Consider the following 17,840-nt stretch of genomic DNA (forward strand, 5'->3'; position numbering starts at 1 on the left):
TTACTCACCTTTTAAAGAATCCACCGGATTGGCGCGTGCCGCCTTCCAGGTCATATAACTTACCGAAACCAGTGTAAGGAAAAGTACCGCCAGTCCGGCAACGACAAATACCCACCACGAAAGTCCGATCTTATAGGAAAAGTTCTCGAACCATTTTGTCATAGCATAGTATGCCGCGGGACATGCGATCACGAACGCGATAGCTACTCTTTTCAGAGAATCCTTGTTAAGCAGGAGCAATACCTCCCCTTCGGTGGCGCCATTGATCTTCCGCAGGGCGATCTCCTTCTCCTTCTGCCGGATCAGGTAGAGCGACATGGCGAATACCCCCATCACCATAATGACAATGGTCAGCAGAGTAAAAGCACTCATAATGGATGACATTTTCTGCACGCTTTCGTAATTCCGCTGGATTCCTTCATCTACAAACCGGGCTTCAAACAATTCTCCACCGGTATATTGCGTATATTCCTCCTCGACACGCCTTGCCATACTATAATAATCACTTCCTGGAGACATTTTTACGATAATCTGCCATGGAGTCTCCCCGTTTCTTCGCCACCGCATCCTCAACTGGTTATAATCCTGATCAAGTTTACGAATCTTGAAATCGTTGAAAATACCGGCAATCTGTGCTCTATACTCTCCACCCCATACACTAAATGTTTGAGTTGCCTCATCTACATGTACGGCTTTATATCCCTTCTCATTTAGCCACCAGGTGTCATTTGACGGAGGGATACCGGTCGGATCAATCGTGATCCCATATATTTTGAAGAAGGCCGAATCCACATAGAATTCCTGAAAACTGAACTGCTCACCGTCCAGGTCATACGAATTGTTGTTACCGCCGTCGAGAGGTGTTCCGCATGAGAAGGAAACCAGGTCCACTCCGGGGATCCCCAGGAGTTTCGCTTTAAAACCGTCCAACTGGGTTGTATCCAGTCCGGTATTGTTTATTTCCAGAATACCTTCCCGATTGTAGCCTACATCATAGTTGATCAAAAACCGGGATTGCCGTTGAATAAAGATGGCACATATAAGCAAGGCAATCGCCACCGTATATTGAAATATAATCAATCCTTTTGAATAGGATGATTTCACTTTCCGGGAGAAGGTACCTTTTACCACTTCGAGCGGATTGAAGCTGGAAATGATCAGTGCGGGAATAATTCCGGCAAGAAGTGAAATAATAACCACGAACAGGATACAGATTCCTATCACGGATGGTGTAAACTGATATGCCAGATCAAGTGAGGTATTCAGCACGTTGTTAAAAAACGGTTCTGCAAGGAATGCCAACAGCAACCCGGCAATAAAGGTTACTGCAGTTATCAACAGCGACTCGGCAAGCAATTGGGATATCAGTCTGGATTTGCCGCACCCCAACAGTTTCTTGATAGCCGACTCCTTTCCTCGGAATCCTGCCTGGGCTACTGTGAGATTGACATAATTCAACAGGGCGATCACCAATATCAGGATCGCGATTGCCATATAAACGGTGATAGTGGTCCGGCTGTTATGCCGTAATTCCATATCGCCATAGTTCTCTGCTTCAAAGTATGCTTTCTTCAGCGGCATAAACTCCAGATTGTCAGAAAAACCCCTGCTAAAAAACCAGAAGTCCTTTTTGAAAGCTTCGAGCAATACCGGGGCTTTTGAGGGTAAATCGGTTCCAGGTTTTGCCATAAAGAACATGGTAAATCCGAAATTGCTTGGTGTGTCAAGTACCCAGTTACCCCCAAAAACCAATGTAATGGAATTGTAATTTACCACAAAATCGGCATCAGTAATAATTGTATTTACCGGTATATCTTCCATTATTCCGGTAATGGTATGTTCGGAATTCTCGATAAAAAGACTTTTCCCTATAGGATTCTCCGCCCCGAATGTTTTGGCGGCAAAACTACGGGTTACCACCACACTTTTCTGTGCTTCTAACACCTGTGAAGGATTTCCCTCTATCAATTTAAAGGAAAAAACACTGAAAAAGGTAGAATCGGCAAACAGTGCCTTAGCCTTGATCTTGTCGTTGCCCTTTTGACCTAACGCTGTCTCCCGTGATACTACCCGGACGAAAGACTCCACCTCAGGCGTATTCTCCTTGACATACAGTGCTACCGGATTACCGAAGTTCGTTTTATTATCGTGCGTCATCAGGAAAATACGATCCTTATTCTTCTGGAAATCATCCACCGACAGTTGTTGCCTGACGTACAGTCCCAGAATAATGACGAACATCAATGATATAGAAAACCCTACAATCGAAACAAACGTATAAAGTTTGTTGCGTGAAAGGAATTTCAAATAGGTTTTTAAGTTGAGCATGTTGCGTGATTTATCCTACCTATTACATCTGTACTTCTGTGACGATCTGTCCGTCGAACAGGTTGACGATGCGGTGTGCGAACGAGGCATCGTGTTGCGAGTGGGTTACCATCACAATGGTGGTTCCTTCCCTGTTCAGTTCGGTGAGCAGGTCCATTACATCCTTCCCGTTTTTGGAGTCGAGGTTACCGGTCGGCTCATCGGCAAGGATCAGTTTGGGGTTGGCGATCACGGCGCGGGCGATGGCGACACGTTGCTGCTGACCACCCGAAAGCTGATTGGGAAAATGTCCCGCACGGTGGCTGATATTCATGCGGCGAAGCACTTCTTCCACCCGTTTCTTGCGCTCCGATGCTTTTACTTTGAGATAGGTAAGCGGTAACTCCACATTTTCATATACCGTCATCTCTTCGATCAGGTTGAAACTCTGGAACACAAAACCAATTTTACCTTTACGGGTCTGGGTACGCTCTTTCTCTTTCAGATGTCCTACTTCCTTACTGTCGAGCCAGTATTCTCCCGACGTGGGGTTATCAAGCAGCCCGAGGATATTCAACAAAGTGGATTTACCACAACCCGACGGCCCCATGATGGCTACAAATTCACCTTCTTTTACTTCCATGGCGATATTGTTCAACGCGATGGTTTCCACCTCTTCCGTACGGAATACTTTTCTTAAATCGTTAATCTTAATCATAATTGTTGCTTTTATTTTAGAAGTTTAGAAATTTGAATTTAGAAGTGAAGAATGGAAGAGTTTACTCTTTCTTCAACGCATTCACCGGATTCTGGTGCAAAGCCCACAGCGTCACTCCCGATGTAGCCAGAATGGCGATGATGCATTGGACCAATATGGGAATCACGAACATTGTCCAGTTCAATGAAGTATGATTACTGTATTCATTTAGCATGTGGGTTGCCATATAATAGATAATGGGCACGGCTACGATTCCGGCAATCACAATCCATTTGACGATATCACTGGTCAATAAGGTGAATATTGCTTCGGGGGTAGCTCCGTTGATCCTGCGGATCCCAATTTCCTTGGTCCTGCGGACGGTGGTGTATAAGTGTATCGCTACCAGTCCCAGCATTGCGATAAAAATCGAAAGCAACGAGGCCAGTGTGATTACCCTCGAAGTGGTTGCGAACGTCTCAAACTTCTGGTTGTAGATATCCTCACTCCAGGTGGCATTGATTATAAAATCGGGATCGAATTGATGGAAGACTTCTGACGTTTTTTCGAGCGCCTGTCTCCTGTCGGTTCCTTCCCTGAAACGGATATATATCGTGCCTCCCCAATTTGTTTTGCTCAAAGCGATGGGTGCAATCTTATCGGCCGGATAGGCATAACAGAAATCTTTTGCGACGCCGACTATTTCAGTAATACCCCATGTATACATTACAGATTTCCCGACCACCGGAGGTGATATCCCCAACATCTTGACAGCAGCTTCATTCAGCACGACTTGATAAATGCTGTCGGGCGCATCTTCCTTGAAAAAATCACCTTCGACCAATTGCAATTCCATCAGTTCACCTACTCCCGGCATAATCCGGTACTCATTGATGCTATGCCTTTCCTCCTTATTGTCGAGCAGGCTGATACCCTGTCCGCTGCATCCCCTCCCGAAAGTATGCTGTGCTCCACTTACCTGTTTTATTTCAGGTACGGAGAGCAATTCCTGTCTTATCGCGTCAAAACTATTGCGAATCGTATTATTCATCCAAATAGTCACTACATTATCAGGATTATATCCAAGGGGAATATTTTTGAGATAATTGGTCTGGCTATTGACAATCAGGATAAACGACACAAGCACGATGGTAATGATGGATTGAAAAACCACTACACCCACCATCAACCTGCGTTTTGAAAACCGGATCCTTTTGCCCAGGATATCGAGCGGGCTGAAACGGCTCAGATACAGTGCGGGATAAAACGCCGAAGAAACAACGGTCACGATGAAAAGGCCGGCGGCAGACAGGATAAAAGTGGGATTCCATAACTGGACCATATCAATCTCCCTGTGGATCAATTCCGAAAAATAGGGAGCAAGTATGATCGTGAGAACCACTCCGATGATAAAGGCAATCAATACGATACCGGAGACCTCGGAAAAGAATTGCCTGACAATATCACTGATAGCCGCACCGTTCGTTTTGCGGATACCGATCTCGCGCATACGGGTCTCACCCTGTGCGATAAACAGATTAATGAAGTTGCTGACAGCGAGCAACAATATAAACAATGCGAGACCGGACAAGAGCCAGACAAACCGCATGTCTCCCATCCTGCCAATGTTGCCGCTGAATCCATCGGAATGTAAATAGATATCGGTCAGTTTATCTGTTTTGCCATAAACTTTCGCACTGAACGATTCGCCGAAAGCGGTAGTGATAGAGGAATATTCTTTTTCGATGGCACTCCTTACATCGCTGAGCGATGCATCCGCACTCACCAGATAGTAGGTCAGAAATTCCAATCCCGGCATACCTCCCATCCAATCATCTATTGACTTCATGGGAAGCAATGCATCGAATGAGAAGTGAGTATTGGCCGGAAGATTTTCCACTACTGCCGAAACAGCATAATCCCGGTCGCTGATTTTGAGTATCTGGTTGATCGCGCTGTGGCTGTCACCAAAAATAATATCAGCCTGCCGACGTGTTAGCACAATTGAATTGGGGTTACTCAATGCCGTTTGGGCATCTCCTTCCACAAACTTCATCCGGAATACCTTGAAAAATTCAGGATCCACACACAAAGTACGGACATTCTGGAAGCGCTCCTTCTCTTGAATGACCTCTAACGTTCCTCTCTGATAGAGTTGAACAGCCGCTTCCACTCCGGGTATTTTCGCCGGAAGTTCCGTATAAGCTTTGCGCATATTGATCGCATAATGAGTAGTCTGCTCATTTCCCTCCCAAACGGTTATCAAGCGTACGATCCGCTCTTTGTTCTCGAAATGCTTGTCGTAACTCAGTTCATTTACCACAAACAGGATCAGCATAATAGAAACTGCCAATCCGATAGCCAACCCGGTAATATTTACCCATAAGAAAAATCGGGTACGTTTGTAAGATCGTAGAATATTCATATCATTTTTTTTAAGAGCCAAGAATAAAGACATGAAAGTCGAAATTCCCGCTGTTTCCTCATCAGTCTCATTGACTTCGTCAATCTTTCTTCAGCGAATCGACAGGATTCTGATTGGCTGTCTTCAGACAATTCATACCCACAATCAATTCGATAAACAATATCACTATGACTCCGCATCCGATAAATAAAAACGGAGACAATCCGATTTTCTCAGTAAAATTCTCCATCCATTTAGAAGCCACCAGGGCTGCCGCAGCTTCTCCCACCACACAGGCCGACAGGGCGATAACAAGGATATTCTTCATGAACAGCCCCAATATGTCACTCAAAGTCGCTCCATTAATTCTCCGGATAGCTATTTCAGCCCTGCGGCGTAGCATCTCGTTGTTGACATAACCAATCAACCCGATAAGGGTGATAAGCACGGTAATCAATCCTCCGATAAAAATGGCATCACGGAATTGACGTTCCCCTGAATACATATTCACCAGGCTGTCGGCATAGGGCGAAAGCGCTATTTCCTTTTCGGGCATGGTCTCCTGCAATAGATCGAAGACTTGTTCGATATTCTCTCCGTTCATCGAATGAAGTTTGATAATAATATTGTTACTTGGGGTATTTCTGAAAAATAGTACCGACGGACGCGTGTCCTGATCGGAAATTGCCCCCAGCCGGATATCCGGAAATACTCCCACGATCCGGCTCAGTCCATGCTCAGTAATAATGATATCTTTCCCCACCACATCGTCCCATCCGGCGATAGTTTCCATTTTTTCTTTGAATGACCGGCTGACGACTACTTCATTGGGGGCACTCTTGGCGTCAAATGCTTTTCCTTCAACAATGGGTATCTCCATCAACGGGATGTAATGTTCATCCGCCCAGTACATGTCAGCAATATTGAACAGTTCACGCTCCTCTCCGGGTATAATTACATTGTTACCGGACATATTCTCGAATGGGAGCATACTCGCCGTTGCTACTGATGCCACCTGGGGCAATTGCCACAACCGATCTATAGCCGTCTGGACAGTATTCCGGGGTACACCGAAAGTGCCGGCATGTAAAACGTTCCCGTAAGAATAACCCGGATTATCGTTGGTCATCAGGTTGTATTGTTTGCTGACAATGACCAGCAACGAAAAAAGAAATGCTGCCGCCGCGAATTGCACTGAAAGTAATACCAGTTTCCATCTTGCCCGGATCTGTCCTGTACCCCGAAAAATGCTTGCCACGGGAATACGGGATAAAATATATGCGGGTGCGAATGCGGTAAACAGAAAGATAAGAACGGCAATTACCGCCAGATAGAGGGAAGAACGGAGACTGAACAATGAACCCAATGATGCAGAAAGCATCTCTTCAATGGTTCCCCTGAAACTGAATACAAGTAAACCGGCAAGTAGCAAGGACAAGACAAAGTGAAGGAATGTCTCGGTCATTATTGAACTACCCACATTCCGGTTTTCAGCTCCATAACATTTATATACTGCTATCTCCCTGGAACGACCTACCAATGCGGTGATCACAATCAGTACATAATTCAGGATAGCCGTAAGAATCAGTGCGAAAGCTATAATTGTAAGCAGTAGTGTCATCCTCTTGACCTCGGGAGAATCGCTATGGATGGATTTTAACGGGAGGAGAGCATAAGTGAGAGTCCAGCCGTTTTTAGCCTCTATCTCCTCTATATCCTGGTGCTTCTTTTGCATCAGTCGAACGGAGGGAGCCAATTTTTCAGGATCGGTTCCCGGATGCAACTTCACATACCCCCGATAGCGGTCGTTTCCCAGCCAGTTTTCCTGTCCGTCATAGCTGTAGAAGGAGGCCATCGAGTTGAGAGAAACAACCACATCATAACGTTGATGGGAATTTTCAGGAACATCGCTGAATACCCCATCTATTGTCAGTTCCCTGCCGGGATAGGTTTCTAATTGTATCTGTTTCCCAATCACATCGCCTCCCATTTTCTCAGCGGCGGATTGCGAAACCATGGCGTACATCGGACGAGACAATACCTCTTTGGCATTACCTCTAATCATCGGACGGGGAAGCAAATCGAAAAAACAGCTGTCAGCCATGATAAAGGTGCCTTTATACCGTTTTTTGTCGGGTGTAGAAAAAACGGCATTTTCCCCGGTCAAATAGGTAAACCGAGTTGCCGCTTCCACTTCCGGTATTTCTGCTTTCATGCCGGGGGCTATTGCGCCGCTGACCTGTCCCCATTGATCCAGTCCTGTATCATTTGTCCTGCCGGACAAGGTAGTCCATATCTGATAAATTCGATCCGCGTCAGGATAGAAATCGTCATAATTTCGTTCAAAACTTACCTTTGAGAGCAGTACCAGCCCGACGGCCAAACCAAATCCCAACGAGAGAATCTTTATCAGGTTGTTTTGCTTCTTCCGGAACAGGTTGCGATATGCTAATTTCAGATTGTTCATATTGTCCCATTAATTTATTCTGTTTTCAGTGAATCCACCGGATTGGCGGTTGCTGCCCGCCAACTTTGCCAACTTACGGTAACAAGGGTGATCAATAAAACTGCCAGTCCCGCCAATACAAATACCCACCAATAGATTGGCGTGCGGAACACAAAATTTTCAAGCCATTTAATCACCGCAAAAGAGGCTATCGGAATTGCGATGACAAAGCAGACGGAAAGCGTGATGAGATATGTCTTGTTCAGCAAGGCAAGTATTTCTCCGACGGACGATCCCAATACCTTTCGGATGCCGGTCTCTTTACGTCGATATTCGCTTTCGAAGATCACCAGGCCGAAGACGCCCACCATAGAGAGAATAATGGCAATCAGGCTGAACAAGGTGATTAATGCACTGATTTTTTGTTCTTTTTCATACAATTGATTCAACACCTCGTCATAAAAACGCACGTGGAACGGATAGTCCGGGTCGATGGAATCCAAAACTTCCTTTACATGCTGCAATACTGCGCCGAGATTGCTTCCGGCTTTCACCCTGACATAGGCATAATTGGCTGATCTTCCCCAATTTTGCGTTCCCCATACATAAAAAGCCATCGGGGCCATTTCGGTACGAAAAGAAGCAAATTTTATGTCGGGAATAAAACCCACTATCTCTGCATCATCTATCCGGTGGTTCAATTCCAGATCATAATCACTGCGGGCTTTCTCGTTGAAGACATACACTCCGTTTTCCGTATCTTTATCACTTTCCCTGAACCCTCTGCCCTCGACGACATCAATTCCCATTACTTCGAGAAAATCGGGATCAACGGGAAGACATTGGTATTGGATGTTCTTGCCTCGGTATTCACGCCCCCAGCCCATGTATTGTTCCGAACTCGACAGTAAAAATTGGGCATAGGCAACACCTTCTATGCCCGAAAAGGAATGCAACTCCTCCGTAAAGACATCACGGCTTTGATTGATATTATTGTTTATATCGGTAACGATGAGCGCGTCCTTGTCGTACCCCAAAGGAGAGTCTTGCATGAACCGGTTTTGGAGGTACATGAATCCTGCCACCATCATCAACACCAGTGAGATGACGAACTGAAAGCCAATCAGCATATTTCTCAGTTTTCTGCCTTTAGGCGACAAGCCAAAACTTCCTTTAAGTACCACTGCCGGAGGGAAAGAGGTGATATAGTAGGCGGGATAAAGCCCGGACAAAATGCCGGTAAGTATGGCCAGTGCCGCTGTCATACCGATCAGGACAGGATATGACCGTAAAGCAATGTCCATATCTACCATATCGGCAACAGGGGAGCGCGAAACCAGAAAAACAAGCGCCAGTGACAACAAGTAAGCCAATACGCTGATCAGGATAGCCTCCGCCAACAATGACAACCGCAATCCGGTGTCGGTGGCGCCCAATACCTTCTGGGTGTTGATCCCTTTGATACGCATGGGAGTCTGTGCCACGCTGAAATTCATAAAATTGACTGCCGCGATAATCACAATCACAAAAGCAATGGCAAAGAGTACCGCGATAGTTTGACGACTCGATTTCGGTGAGTTATCGTACAATACGTCGGTCGTATAATGTAAATCGGGCAATTGTGTGAATTGGAGCGAACCTTTGCTGAAATCAATATTCAGATCTTCCGGTAGGTTCTTCCTGAAATTATCATTGAGCAACGTAGTATCCACCGGGTTATTTCCATTGAGACGGATATATACATTATAATTCCAATTTCCCCAGTTATTTACATTCTCATTTTCAGGCATGGCAATGTATATACAGTTCTGTAAGGAAGAATTCCGGGGGAAATCCCTGTACACTCCGCCTATCGTATAAATATTTTTGCCGGACAGTTTTAATTGCCTGTCCAAAGCTGTTTCGCTTCCGAAAAGTTTTTCTGCCATACTTTTAGGCACAAGCACTTTATCCGGCTCATTCAAGACATCCTTTTCTCCCTCTACTATATCGAAATGGAAGACATTGGTAAATGAAGGGGAGACGAATATGCTCTTTTCCTTGTAGTATGAAATCACTCCGGCCTTATCGATACCGAAAAACAACTCTCCTCCAAAAAAAGGATTACTTATTGCTCCGGCTTCAATCCGGGGTGATGATTTAAATATAAGCTCAGCGAATGGACGGGAGATAACGGCTTGCTTCTGCCCGCCCCCGTGTACAATATCTACACGGTATATATGCTCGTAGCCTTTTATTCCCTTGTCAAAATTGTAGTCATAACTGACCTGCATCATAATCACGATAAAAGAGGCAAAGGAAATCGATAGCCCTACTATATTCAACACATTGGCCATTTTAAAACGGCGGAATGCATGTGTCAGGTTTTTTACAATTTGTTTCATATTCTTTTTTAAGAATCAAGAACCTAAGCTAATTTATTAATTTGCCAATATGCCAATTCAACTGTCCCAATCTGTCGGAATTAGTCTCATTAATCACATTGACATATTATAATCTATTTCAAAATCAATTCTTCCGCAGTACCAAACGTTTCGTAGCTGGAAGTGATCACCTTTTCACCCGGTTCAAGCCCACTGGTTACTTCGTAGTAGTTGGGATTTTGCCGCCCGATGGTGATCCTGCGTTTTACGGCTTTGTTTCCGTCCGGTGTGACGACGAAGATCCACTGCCCGCCGGTGGTCTGATAGAACGGTCCACGGGGTATCAGGACTGCTTCGACCGGTTGTCCGAGTTGCAAACTGATATAATAGGTCTGTCCGGCGCGGATGTTGTCGGGCCGTTCACCCTCGAACATGAACTCTGTCCTGAACTGCTTGTCGCGCACTTCGGGGAATACTTTGCGCACGCGCAGCGCGAAGTTTTTGTCCTGCCGCTCAAAAGTGGCGTCGAGTCCGGTCCTTACCCGGTCGATATAGTGTTCGTCGATCATCGCTTCTACTTTGAAATCGGACAATACACTGATCTGGCCGATGCGTCCCCCGGTAGGAATATTCTGTCCGATCTCCACATCCAGCAAACCTAACTGCCCGTCCACGGGCGCTTTGATATTGAGATTCTCGCTCCGCTGACGTATCAGCATCAGGTTCTGGCGCATATTATGCAAGCTCTCCTCCATCTGGTCGATCTGCACGGTACGGTAAAGGGAATCCTGTTTTTGGCGTTCCACCACCAGTTGCCGTCCATCCACCGCGAATTCGTAATCCTCTTTGGCCTGCAGGTAATCTTCTTTAGAAGCCAAATCCTCTTCATACAGTTTCTTGTACTGCTCATACTTGCGCTGTTTGCGGGTCACATCAAGGTCGAGTTGCAGTTTTTCCTTTTTCAATGTGAGCCGGTCCTGTTCCATCGCTACCTGTGTATTGCGCAGGAAATTCTGTTTCTCGGCCAGTTGTGCTTCACTATCCAGAATGTTCAGGCTCAGCATCGGGTTACTCAGGCGGACAATTGGTTCCCCCCTTTTTACATCTGCTCCCTCTTCCACCAGTTTGGCCTCCACCATACCGCCTTCAATGGCACTCAACTGTATGGTACTGATCGGTTGTACCTGCCCGCTGACACGTATATAGTCGTTAAACTCACCCCGTGTGGCAGACTGAATAGAAATGCGGTTACCCTCCACATTCAATTTCGATGCGTGATTGCCGAAGATAAGCCATATAACAGCTATCAAAAATGCCACTCCTCCAAGGATGTAGGGGAGGTGTTTCTTCTTCAATCCCTTTTTCTTTTCAACTAAAATATCCATAATTTTTTCAACTAAAAACTAATAAGCACCTTTCCACTTAATCACCTAATCACTTTCCCCCTTCCACAAATGATTCTCCGTTGTAATACCGCACCAACCGCGCTTTGAGCCGGTATTGCAATTCCGCATTCATTTCTTCGGCTTTTGCTTCTACTACCCGATTGGCACTGGTATGCAATTCAAGTGGGCTGATCAATCCCTCTTCGTACTTCCTTTGATTGGCTTCATGTGCGGTCTCCATCGCTTCCCGCTGTTTCACAGCCTGCCGGTAAGCATCCGCCTGGCCATTCATATCCGCCACGGACTGCTCAATCTCACTGTAGAGCGTGCGGAGGGTTTCCTGAAATTCGCTCTCGGCAATAATCACCTGCGCCTTACTCCGCTTATAATTGGTCGTTTTTGAGAAACCGGTGAACAGGGGCACGGACAATGTAAATCCCACATAACTCCCCCGTTTATTTTTGAGCTGATCCCAAAAGGGTTCATAATCACTTCCGTTGAGGTACCTTGCAAACCCTGAGGATATACCTGCTTCCATCGAGATAACCGGGGAAAAGCCCCCCATGGCTACACGTTTGTTCATTTGCTGTACTTTCAATGCCGACTCGGCAGACAGTGCCCTGGGATTGATCACCCTGGCTGTTTCATAAATGGCCGACACCGTTTCTCCCGATTTGACGATCAACACGTCGGATTGCTCATCCGTGATATCCAATTCATCCTCTATCGGAAAATTCATTCTCTCTTTGAGCAGTATGATACCGATGGTCAGCAAGTTTTTTTGACGTGTAAGATTATAGATATCTGCTGCTTCTTTCGCCGCCATTTCCGCCACGTCGGGTTTGGCTTTCATCCCCAGCTCTTCCATCCGTTTGGCCTGCTTCATGTTATTGGCGCTCTCTTCTGCCTGCTCCTCTGCCAGCTGTACCATCCGTTTGTAATACAAGACATTGAAAAAAGACTCCATGGTATCATACGCTACCATTTCCCGCTCTTGCTCCAGCTGCTGTTTTCCGGCGAGTTTACTGGCTTTTTGCATTCTAACCCTGTAAATATTCGACAAACCATCGAAGAGTGTCAGGCTGGAATAGAGCGAATAGGCATTGCTGAAAGAGTTAATATCGATGTAGGTATTTGTATCGTAATCGATTCCACGCCCGAAGTTGAAATAGGCATTCGTATTGACACTTAGCGATGGAAGCAGTCGGCCGATAGCACTCATGTAATCTTGCTGGTATATAGCATTTTGTGCGTTTTGCTTGTTGATTTTCGGACTGTTTTCTACCGCATACCGTATGCAATCGTCCAACGTCCATTGTCTTTCCTGTGCCTGCACCCAGGTGCTTGCAACCACTAAAAACAGCAATATGGGAAAAATTTTATTCATATTGATTGGATGCTTTCTTGTTTAGAATATACCAACCAATACCGTGCCAAAACAATTATCATACTGTATATGAATAGATTGACAATATAATAAATTATTGGATTTGTAAAATTATTTTACATGGGTGTTGATAATTTTACAATATTTTGAGTACATTTGTATTTTAGATTCAAGAACCAGGAGTCAAGAAAAAAGAATACGCTAATCGGGATTATTTTCATTGGTATATTGAAACTACTTCTTGACTTCTTGACTTCTTGACTTCTAAGTTCCAAGTTCCAACCTCTCAGTTCTAACAAAATGAGACAAGGCCGTATTCTCGTTGTAGACGACAACAAAAATGTGCTCAGCGCATTGAAGGTTTTACTGAATGCCCATTTCGAAGAGGTAACCCTCCTTTCCTCTCCCAACGCCTTGCTGTCTACGCTGAGGGAGAGAATGCCGGATGTGGTATTGCTCGACATGAATTATTCCGCCGGGATCAATACCGGAAATGAAGGACTGTACTGGCTCTCGGAGGTGAAAAAAGTAAATCCCGACCTGCCGGTAGTGCTTTTTACCGCTTATGCCGATATAGACCTGGCAGTTACCGCGCTGAAGGAAGGCGCTACCGATTTTGTGGTAAAACCCTGGGATAACGCCAAACTGTTGGCCACATTACAGTCGGCACTGGAATTGAGGTTGTCACGGAAGGAAGTGACCAAGCTGAAAGAGAAGCAGGATGTACTTAATTCCCAGCTGAACAGGGAAGGCGACACCTACTGGGGTGACTCTCAGGCGATGCGGGACCTGTTACGACTGGTAGAAAAGGTAGCTAAGACCGATGCCAATGTGTTGATTACCGGCGAGAACGGAACCGGTAAAGAGGTGATTGCACGCAGGATACATCAACTCTCTCCACGGTCTAATGAATCGCTGGTGACGGTGGACATGGGAGCGGTGACTGAAACGCTGTTCGAGAGTGAACTTTTCGGCCATGTGAAAGGTTCGTTCACCGATGCGCATAGCGACCGTGCCGGAAAGATCGAGGCGGCAGACAAAGGTACCCTCTTTCTCGATGAGATCGGGAACCTCAGCTATCCGCTTCAGGCGAAACTATTGAACGCCCTGCAATCGAGGCAGATCATACGTGTAGGAAGCAACAAGCCGATAGCAGTAGATATCCGGCTGATCTGCGCTACCAATCACGACCTTTTTCATGATGTGCAGGATGGCCTGTTCAGGGAAGACCTCCTCTATCGTATCAATACGATTCAAATTGAAGTGCCGCCGTTGCGTAACAGGAAAGAGGATATCCCCGGACTGGCTTCGTTTTTCCTCGATCGTTTTACGGCGAAATACAATAAAACGGGAGTGAAGCTGAGCAAAGAGGCAATTGTCAGAATGCAGGAATACAACTGGCCGGGCAATGTGCGCGAACTGGAACACACAATAGAGAAAGCGCTTATCTTATCGGATGACCGGATAATCGATTCGTCCGACCTGTTTCTTCGTTCCCAGGAGACCCGGGGAGGCCGCAAAAAGAGCTCAGCGTTAGAAAATGTGACCCTGGAAGAGATGGAAAGGGTGCTTATTGAACGTGCCATGAATAGTTATGGGAACAACATATCGGCTATCGCCAAGGAACTGGGTGTTTCCCGGCCTACGCTTTATAGCAAGATCAAGAAATACGGACTTTAAAACCATCCCGGTCATGTCCAAATTATATCTTTTAAAACCACCCGACTATGTTCAAATCCATCGAATACAAGTTATATCTCTATATGATCCTGCTGGTCGCGGCAATTGTGATGAGCACTTATTTTGCCATACAAACAGAGTATCTCTATATGGCATTATCGATACTGCTTGTTGTTTTTCTTCTTCATAATCTGCGCCGGAGTTACAACCAGTTCAACAAGAATATCATTTTCCTGCTCAATGCGTTGGATAACGGAGATTATTCATTCAATTTTGCGGAGACCAAATTGTCAAGAAGGGAGAAAGAGTTGAACCAGATGATGAACCGTATCAAGGAGATCCTGACAAAAGCCCGCAAGGAGGTGATTGAGAATGAGAAGTTCCTAAGTGTGATCATGGAGAGCGTTTCCACGGGCATCATCATTTTGAATGAAGCCAATGTAGTGGTACAGATAAACCGTACCGTCAACCAGCTGTTGGGACTTTCAGTCTTCACCCATGTCAACCAGCTGGACCATATCGATAAATCGTTTCCCGAATTGTTCCGCAACCTGGAAGCGTCGGACGTGAAAACCATAAAAATTGCCAATGAGCGGGAGGAGGTGCAGTTGAGCCTGAGGGCCTCCGAGCTTACGCTGCAAGGGAAGAAGTTGAAAATCATCACCTTGAATAATATCGGCAGTGAACTCGATTACAAGGAAATGGACTCATGGATTCGGCTGATCCGGGTGATGACCCATGAGATCATGAACTCCATTGCCCCGGTTACGTCGCTGACCGATTCGTTGCTGTTCGCTTTCCGTCAGGATGAGCCCTATGAAGAAGATTCACTGATGCAAAATACGATCGAAGCCTTACAAACCATCAATTCAACAGCCAAAGGGCTGATCAGTTTTGTCAACTCTTATCGCCGTTTTACGGGGATCCCCAAACCTCAATTGAAACCGGTTTCATTGCAATCACTTATCGAACGGGCAGTCTCGTTGGAGACGGCACTCCTTGAAGAAAAAGAAATATCGGTGAATTTGCACCTACCGGATAAATCGCCTGTAATCCTATTGGACGAATCCCAAATCATGCAAGTACTGCTAAACCTGTTGAAGAACGCTGTCGAAGCCATTGCAGGCGGTGAAGGATATGATGGCGACGAAGGAGTGACTCAAAAGGGGCAGGAAAAACGACAGATCAGGATAGCGCTGTCAGAAGAGGGAGAGAAAACACACCTCGATGTATATAACAATGGGCAGCCCATCAACGAAGAGGTACTGCCCAATATTTTTGTCCCGTTTTTCACTACCAAGGATGCCGGTACCGGCATCGGGTTGAGTGTGTCACGTTATATCATGCGTCTGCACGACGGCACATTGATCCATTTCACCGACAGGGAATGGACGGTTTTCAGGATGACTTTTTTCCATTGATTATTTTGCAACCCTTTCCAACCATTTGAGCATCGCAAGCATGGCTCCCATGGAGATGCTACAGGCACATACAAACACAAGCCATGTACCCCATAACGGGAGTGACTCATAGAAAAGTCCGCCAAGTGCGACAAGTAAGTTACCTACAGCCGTGGCTGCCAACCAGCATCCTTGCATAAGACCTTGAAGATGGGGAGGAGCCACCTTTGACACAAATGACAATCCCAACGGACTGATAAATAACTCGGCCACGGTAAGGATAAAATAGGTGCCTACGAGTAACCAGGGAGAAACGCGCATCGCATTTGTCAGCCCGCCCATGGCCAATCTTTCCGATGCATCGGGAAGACCTATCGATCCAAGCATCAACAGAATATAAGCCAATGCGGCAATACCCATCCCTATCGCAATTTTACGCGGTGTGGAAGGTTCCATGTTCTTTCTTGCCAACCAGCCGAATAATCCTATAATCGGGAAGGTCAATAAGACCACGAGTAACGGGTTGACTGACTGGAATATCTCTGCACCCTGGATGGTTGTAAAGCCGAGGTTGATATTGATCATACTCAAATCAACATAGTCCCGGGCGAAAAAAGTAAGTGTCGCTCCATTCTGATGGAATGAGAACCAGAAGAAGATGACCACTCCGAATACAGCCGCAAGGGCATATATACGTTGCTTGACTTCCTTGATATCCATTTGCACCTGTTCCGAAGTACCGTCTTCTTTCTTTACCACTTTATTGGCCGGATCGGGAAGTTTATTTTTATTCACGCTGAATATGATCAACGAAACAAGCATCATTATCACTGCCGCTATAAAGGCAAAGTGAAATCCAGTTGTAAATACGTTCAAATAATTATTGGCAAAGGCTGTCAAGTCTGTAACCGGTGCTGAAATACTGACACTATTGGCAAGTTCCGTAAAACGATCGAGTGCCTGCCCTTCCATTTTACCATTCAGGAATTGGTGTGAAAGAGTGGAGAGGGTGGCATCATACAGGAATGAATTCTTCTGCAACCACCAGTTACGGACCGCTATACCGATAAGCGGTGCGAAGGCGGCGCCGATATTGATGAACATATAAAAGATCTGGAACCCGGTATCTCGCTTGTGTTCATACTGCGGATTGTCGTATAATTGCCCGACGACAGCCTGAAGATTACCCTTGAAGAAGCCGTTTCCCAGCGCAATAACAAAAAGACCCACGCAGGTAACGGTCAACATCAAAGCCATATTAGCGACCGGCGTCTTTGTAGGGATGGCGATAAGCAGATAACCTATCATCATCAATACTAACCCCGCCATAATGGTCTGCTTATACTTCTTCGTCTTGTCGGCAATAAAGCCGCCCAAAAGTGCAAGCACATAGGTAAGCGAGTAGAAGATGGAGTAGACCACAAGTGTAGTTGTGTCACTTAGTCCGAATTTTGACGAGATAAACAAGGTTAAAATCGCCATCATAATGTAGAATCCGAAGCGTTCTCCCATATTGGAAAGGGCGGCTCCAAGTAATCCCTTTGGATGATCTTTAAACATTGATAAAAATTTTATATGGTTATGAATATATTAGTTCACAAGGTTAGACTGTTTTAAGTCTTATTACATTTTCTCAATTATGGATGTGCCAAAATAATGAAAGCCGAAGGGTAAACCAAGCTTGCTTGTGTTTGCCTGAAGTGCCTCTTATTTTCTGCAAATATAAAATATTTTTCTTTATTTTGTTTGTCGAAAAGAAAAAAGTAGTACT

10 protein-coding genes are annotated in these 17,840 nt (G+C 45.6%); 2 read left to right on the forward strand and 8 right to left on the reverse strand.

Translation table 11 applies throughout. The annotated features are described in order from the left end of the window. The 7 genes from ABV001_RS06500 to ABV001_RS06530 form a co-directional block, all read right to left on the reverse strand. Entirely contained in the window at window positions 1-2,328 is a 2,328-nt protein-coding gene (locus tag ABV001_RS06500; protein ID WP_352422041.1) for an ABC transporter permease, read from the reverse strand. Window positions 2,329-2,350: 22 nt separating this feature from the next. Beyond that, window positions 2,351-3,025 carry an ABC transporter ATP-binding protein gene (locus ABV001_RS06505; RefSeq protein ID WP_294081916.1) on the reverse strand — a complete coding sequence of 225 codons (675 nt, stop codon included), beginning with the start codon at window positions 3,023-3,025 and terminating at the stop codon, window positions 2,351-2,353. A gap of 61 nt (window positions 3,026-3,086) precedes the next feature. Next, window positions 3,087-5,429 carry an ABC transporter permease gene (locus tag ABV001_RS06510; protein ID WP_352422042.1) on the reverse strand — a complete coding sequence of 781 codons (2,343 nt, stop codon included), beginning with the start codon at window positions 5,427-5,429 and terminating at the stop codon, window positions 3,087-3,089. A 79-nt stretch (window positions 5,430-5,508) separates the two neighbouring features. After that, window positions 5,509-7,875 (reverse strand): FtsX-like permease family protein, encoded by a 2,367-nt coding sequence (locus tag ABV001_RS06515; protein ID WP_352422043.1) that lies wholly within the window; start codon window positions 7,873-7,875, stop codon window positions 5,509-5,511. Between the two features lie 14 nt (window positions 7,876-7,889). Next, complete coding sequence (locus ABV001_RS06520; RefSeq protein WP_352422044.1) at window positions 7,890-10,238, reverse strand: ABC transporter permease; 2,349 nt, start codon at window positions 10,236-10,238, stop codon at window positions 7,890-7,892. Between the two features lie 113 nt (window positions 10,239-10,351). Beyond that, a complete protein-coding gene (locus ABV001_RS06525; RefSeq protein WP_294081920.1) occupies window positions 10,352-11,602 on the reverse strand; it encodes an efflux RND transporter periplasmic adaptor subunit in 1,251 nt (416 codons plus the stop codon). 49 nt (window positions 11,603-11,651) lie between these two features. After that, entirely contained in the window at window positions 11,652-12,989 is a 1,338-nt protein-coding gene (locus ABV001_RS06530) for a TolC family protein (RefSeq protein ID WP_352422045.1), read from the reverse strand. 300 nt (window positions 12,990-13,289) lie between these two features. Here ABV001_RS06530 and ABV001_RS06535 point away from each other — a divergent pair, with 300 nt between their 5' ends. After that, the gene (locus tag ABV001_RS06535; protein WP_352422046.1) at window positions 13,290-14,669 is read left to right on the forward strand and encodes a sigma-54-dependent transcriptional regulator; all 1,380 of its coding nucleotides are present in this window, start codon (window positions 13,290-13,292) and stop codon (window positions 14,667-14,669) included. 47 nt (window positions 14,670-14,716) lie between these two features. Beyond that, complete coding sequence (locus ABV001_RS06540; protein WP_352422047.1) at window positions 14,717-16,090, forward strand: sensor histidine kinase; 1,374 nt, start codon at window positions 14,717-14,719, stop codon at window positions 16,088-16,090. Here ABV001_RS06540 and ABV001_RS06545 read toward each other — a convergent pair whose 3' ends face one another. After that, window positions 16,091-17,629, reverse strand: coding sequence for a peptide MFS transporter (locus tag ABV001_RS06545; RefSeq protein WP_294081497.1), 1,539 nt, complete (start codon window positions 17,627-17,629; stop codon window positions 16,091-16,093). Window positions 17,630-17,840 lie beyond the last annotated feature (211 nt).

It is taken from the genome of Proteiniphilum sp., assembly GCF_040307845.1.
In the GTDB taxonomy this organism is placed as follows: Bacteria; Bacteroidota; Bacteroidia; order Bacteroidales; family Dysgonomonadaceae; genus Proteiniphilum.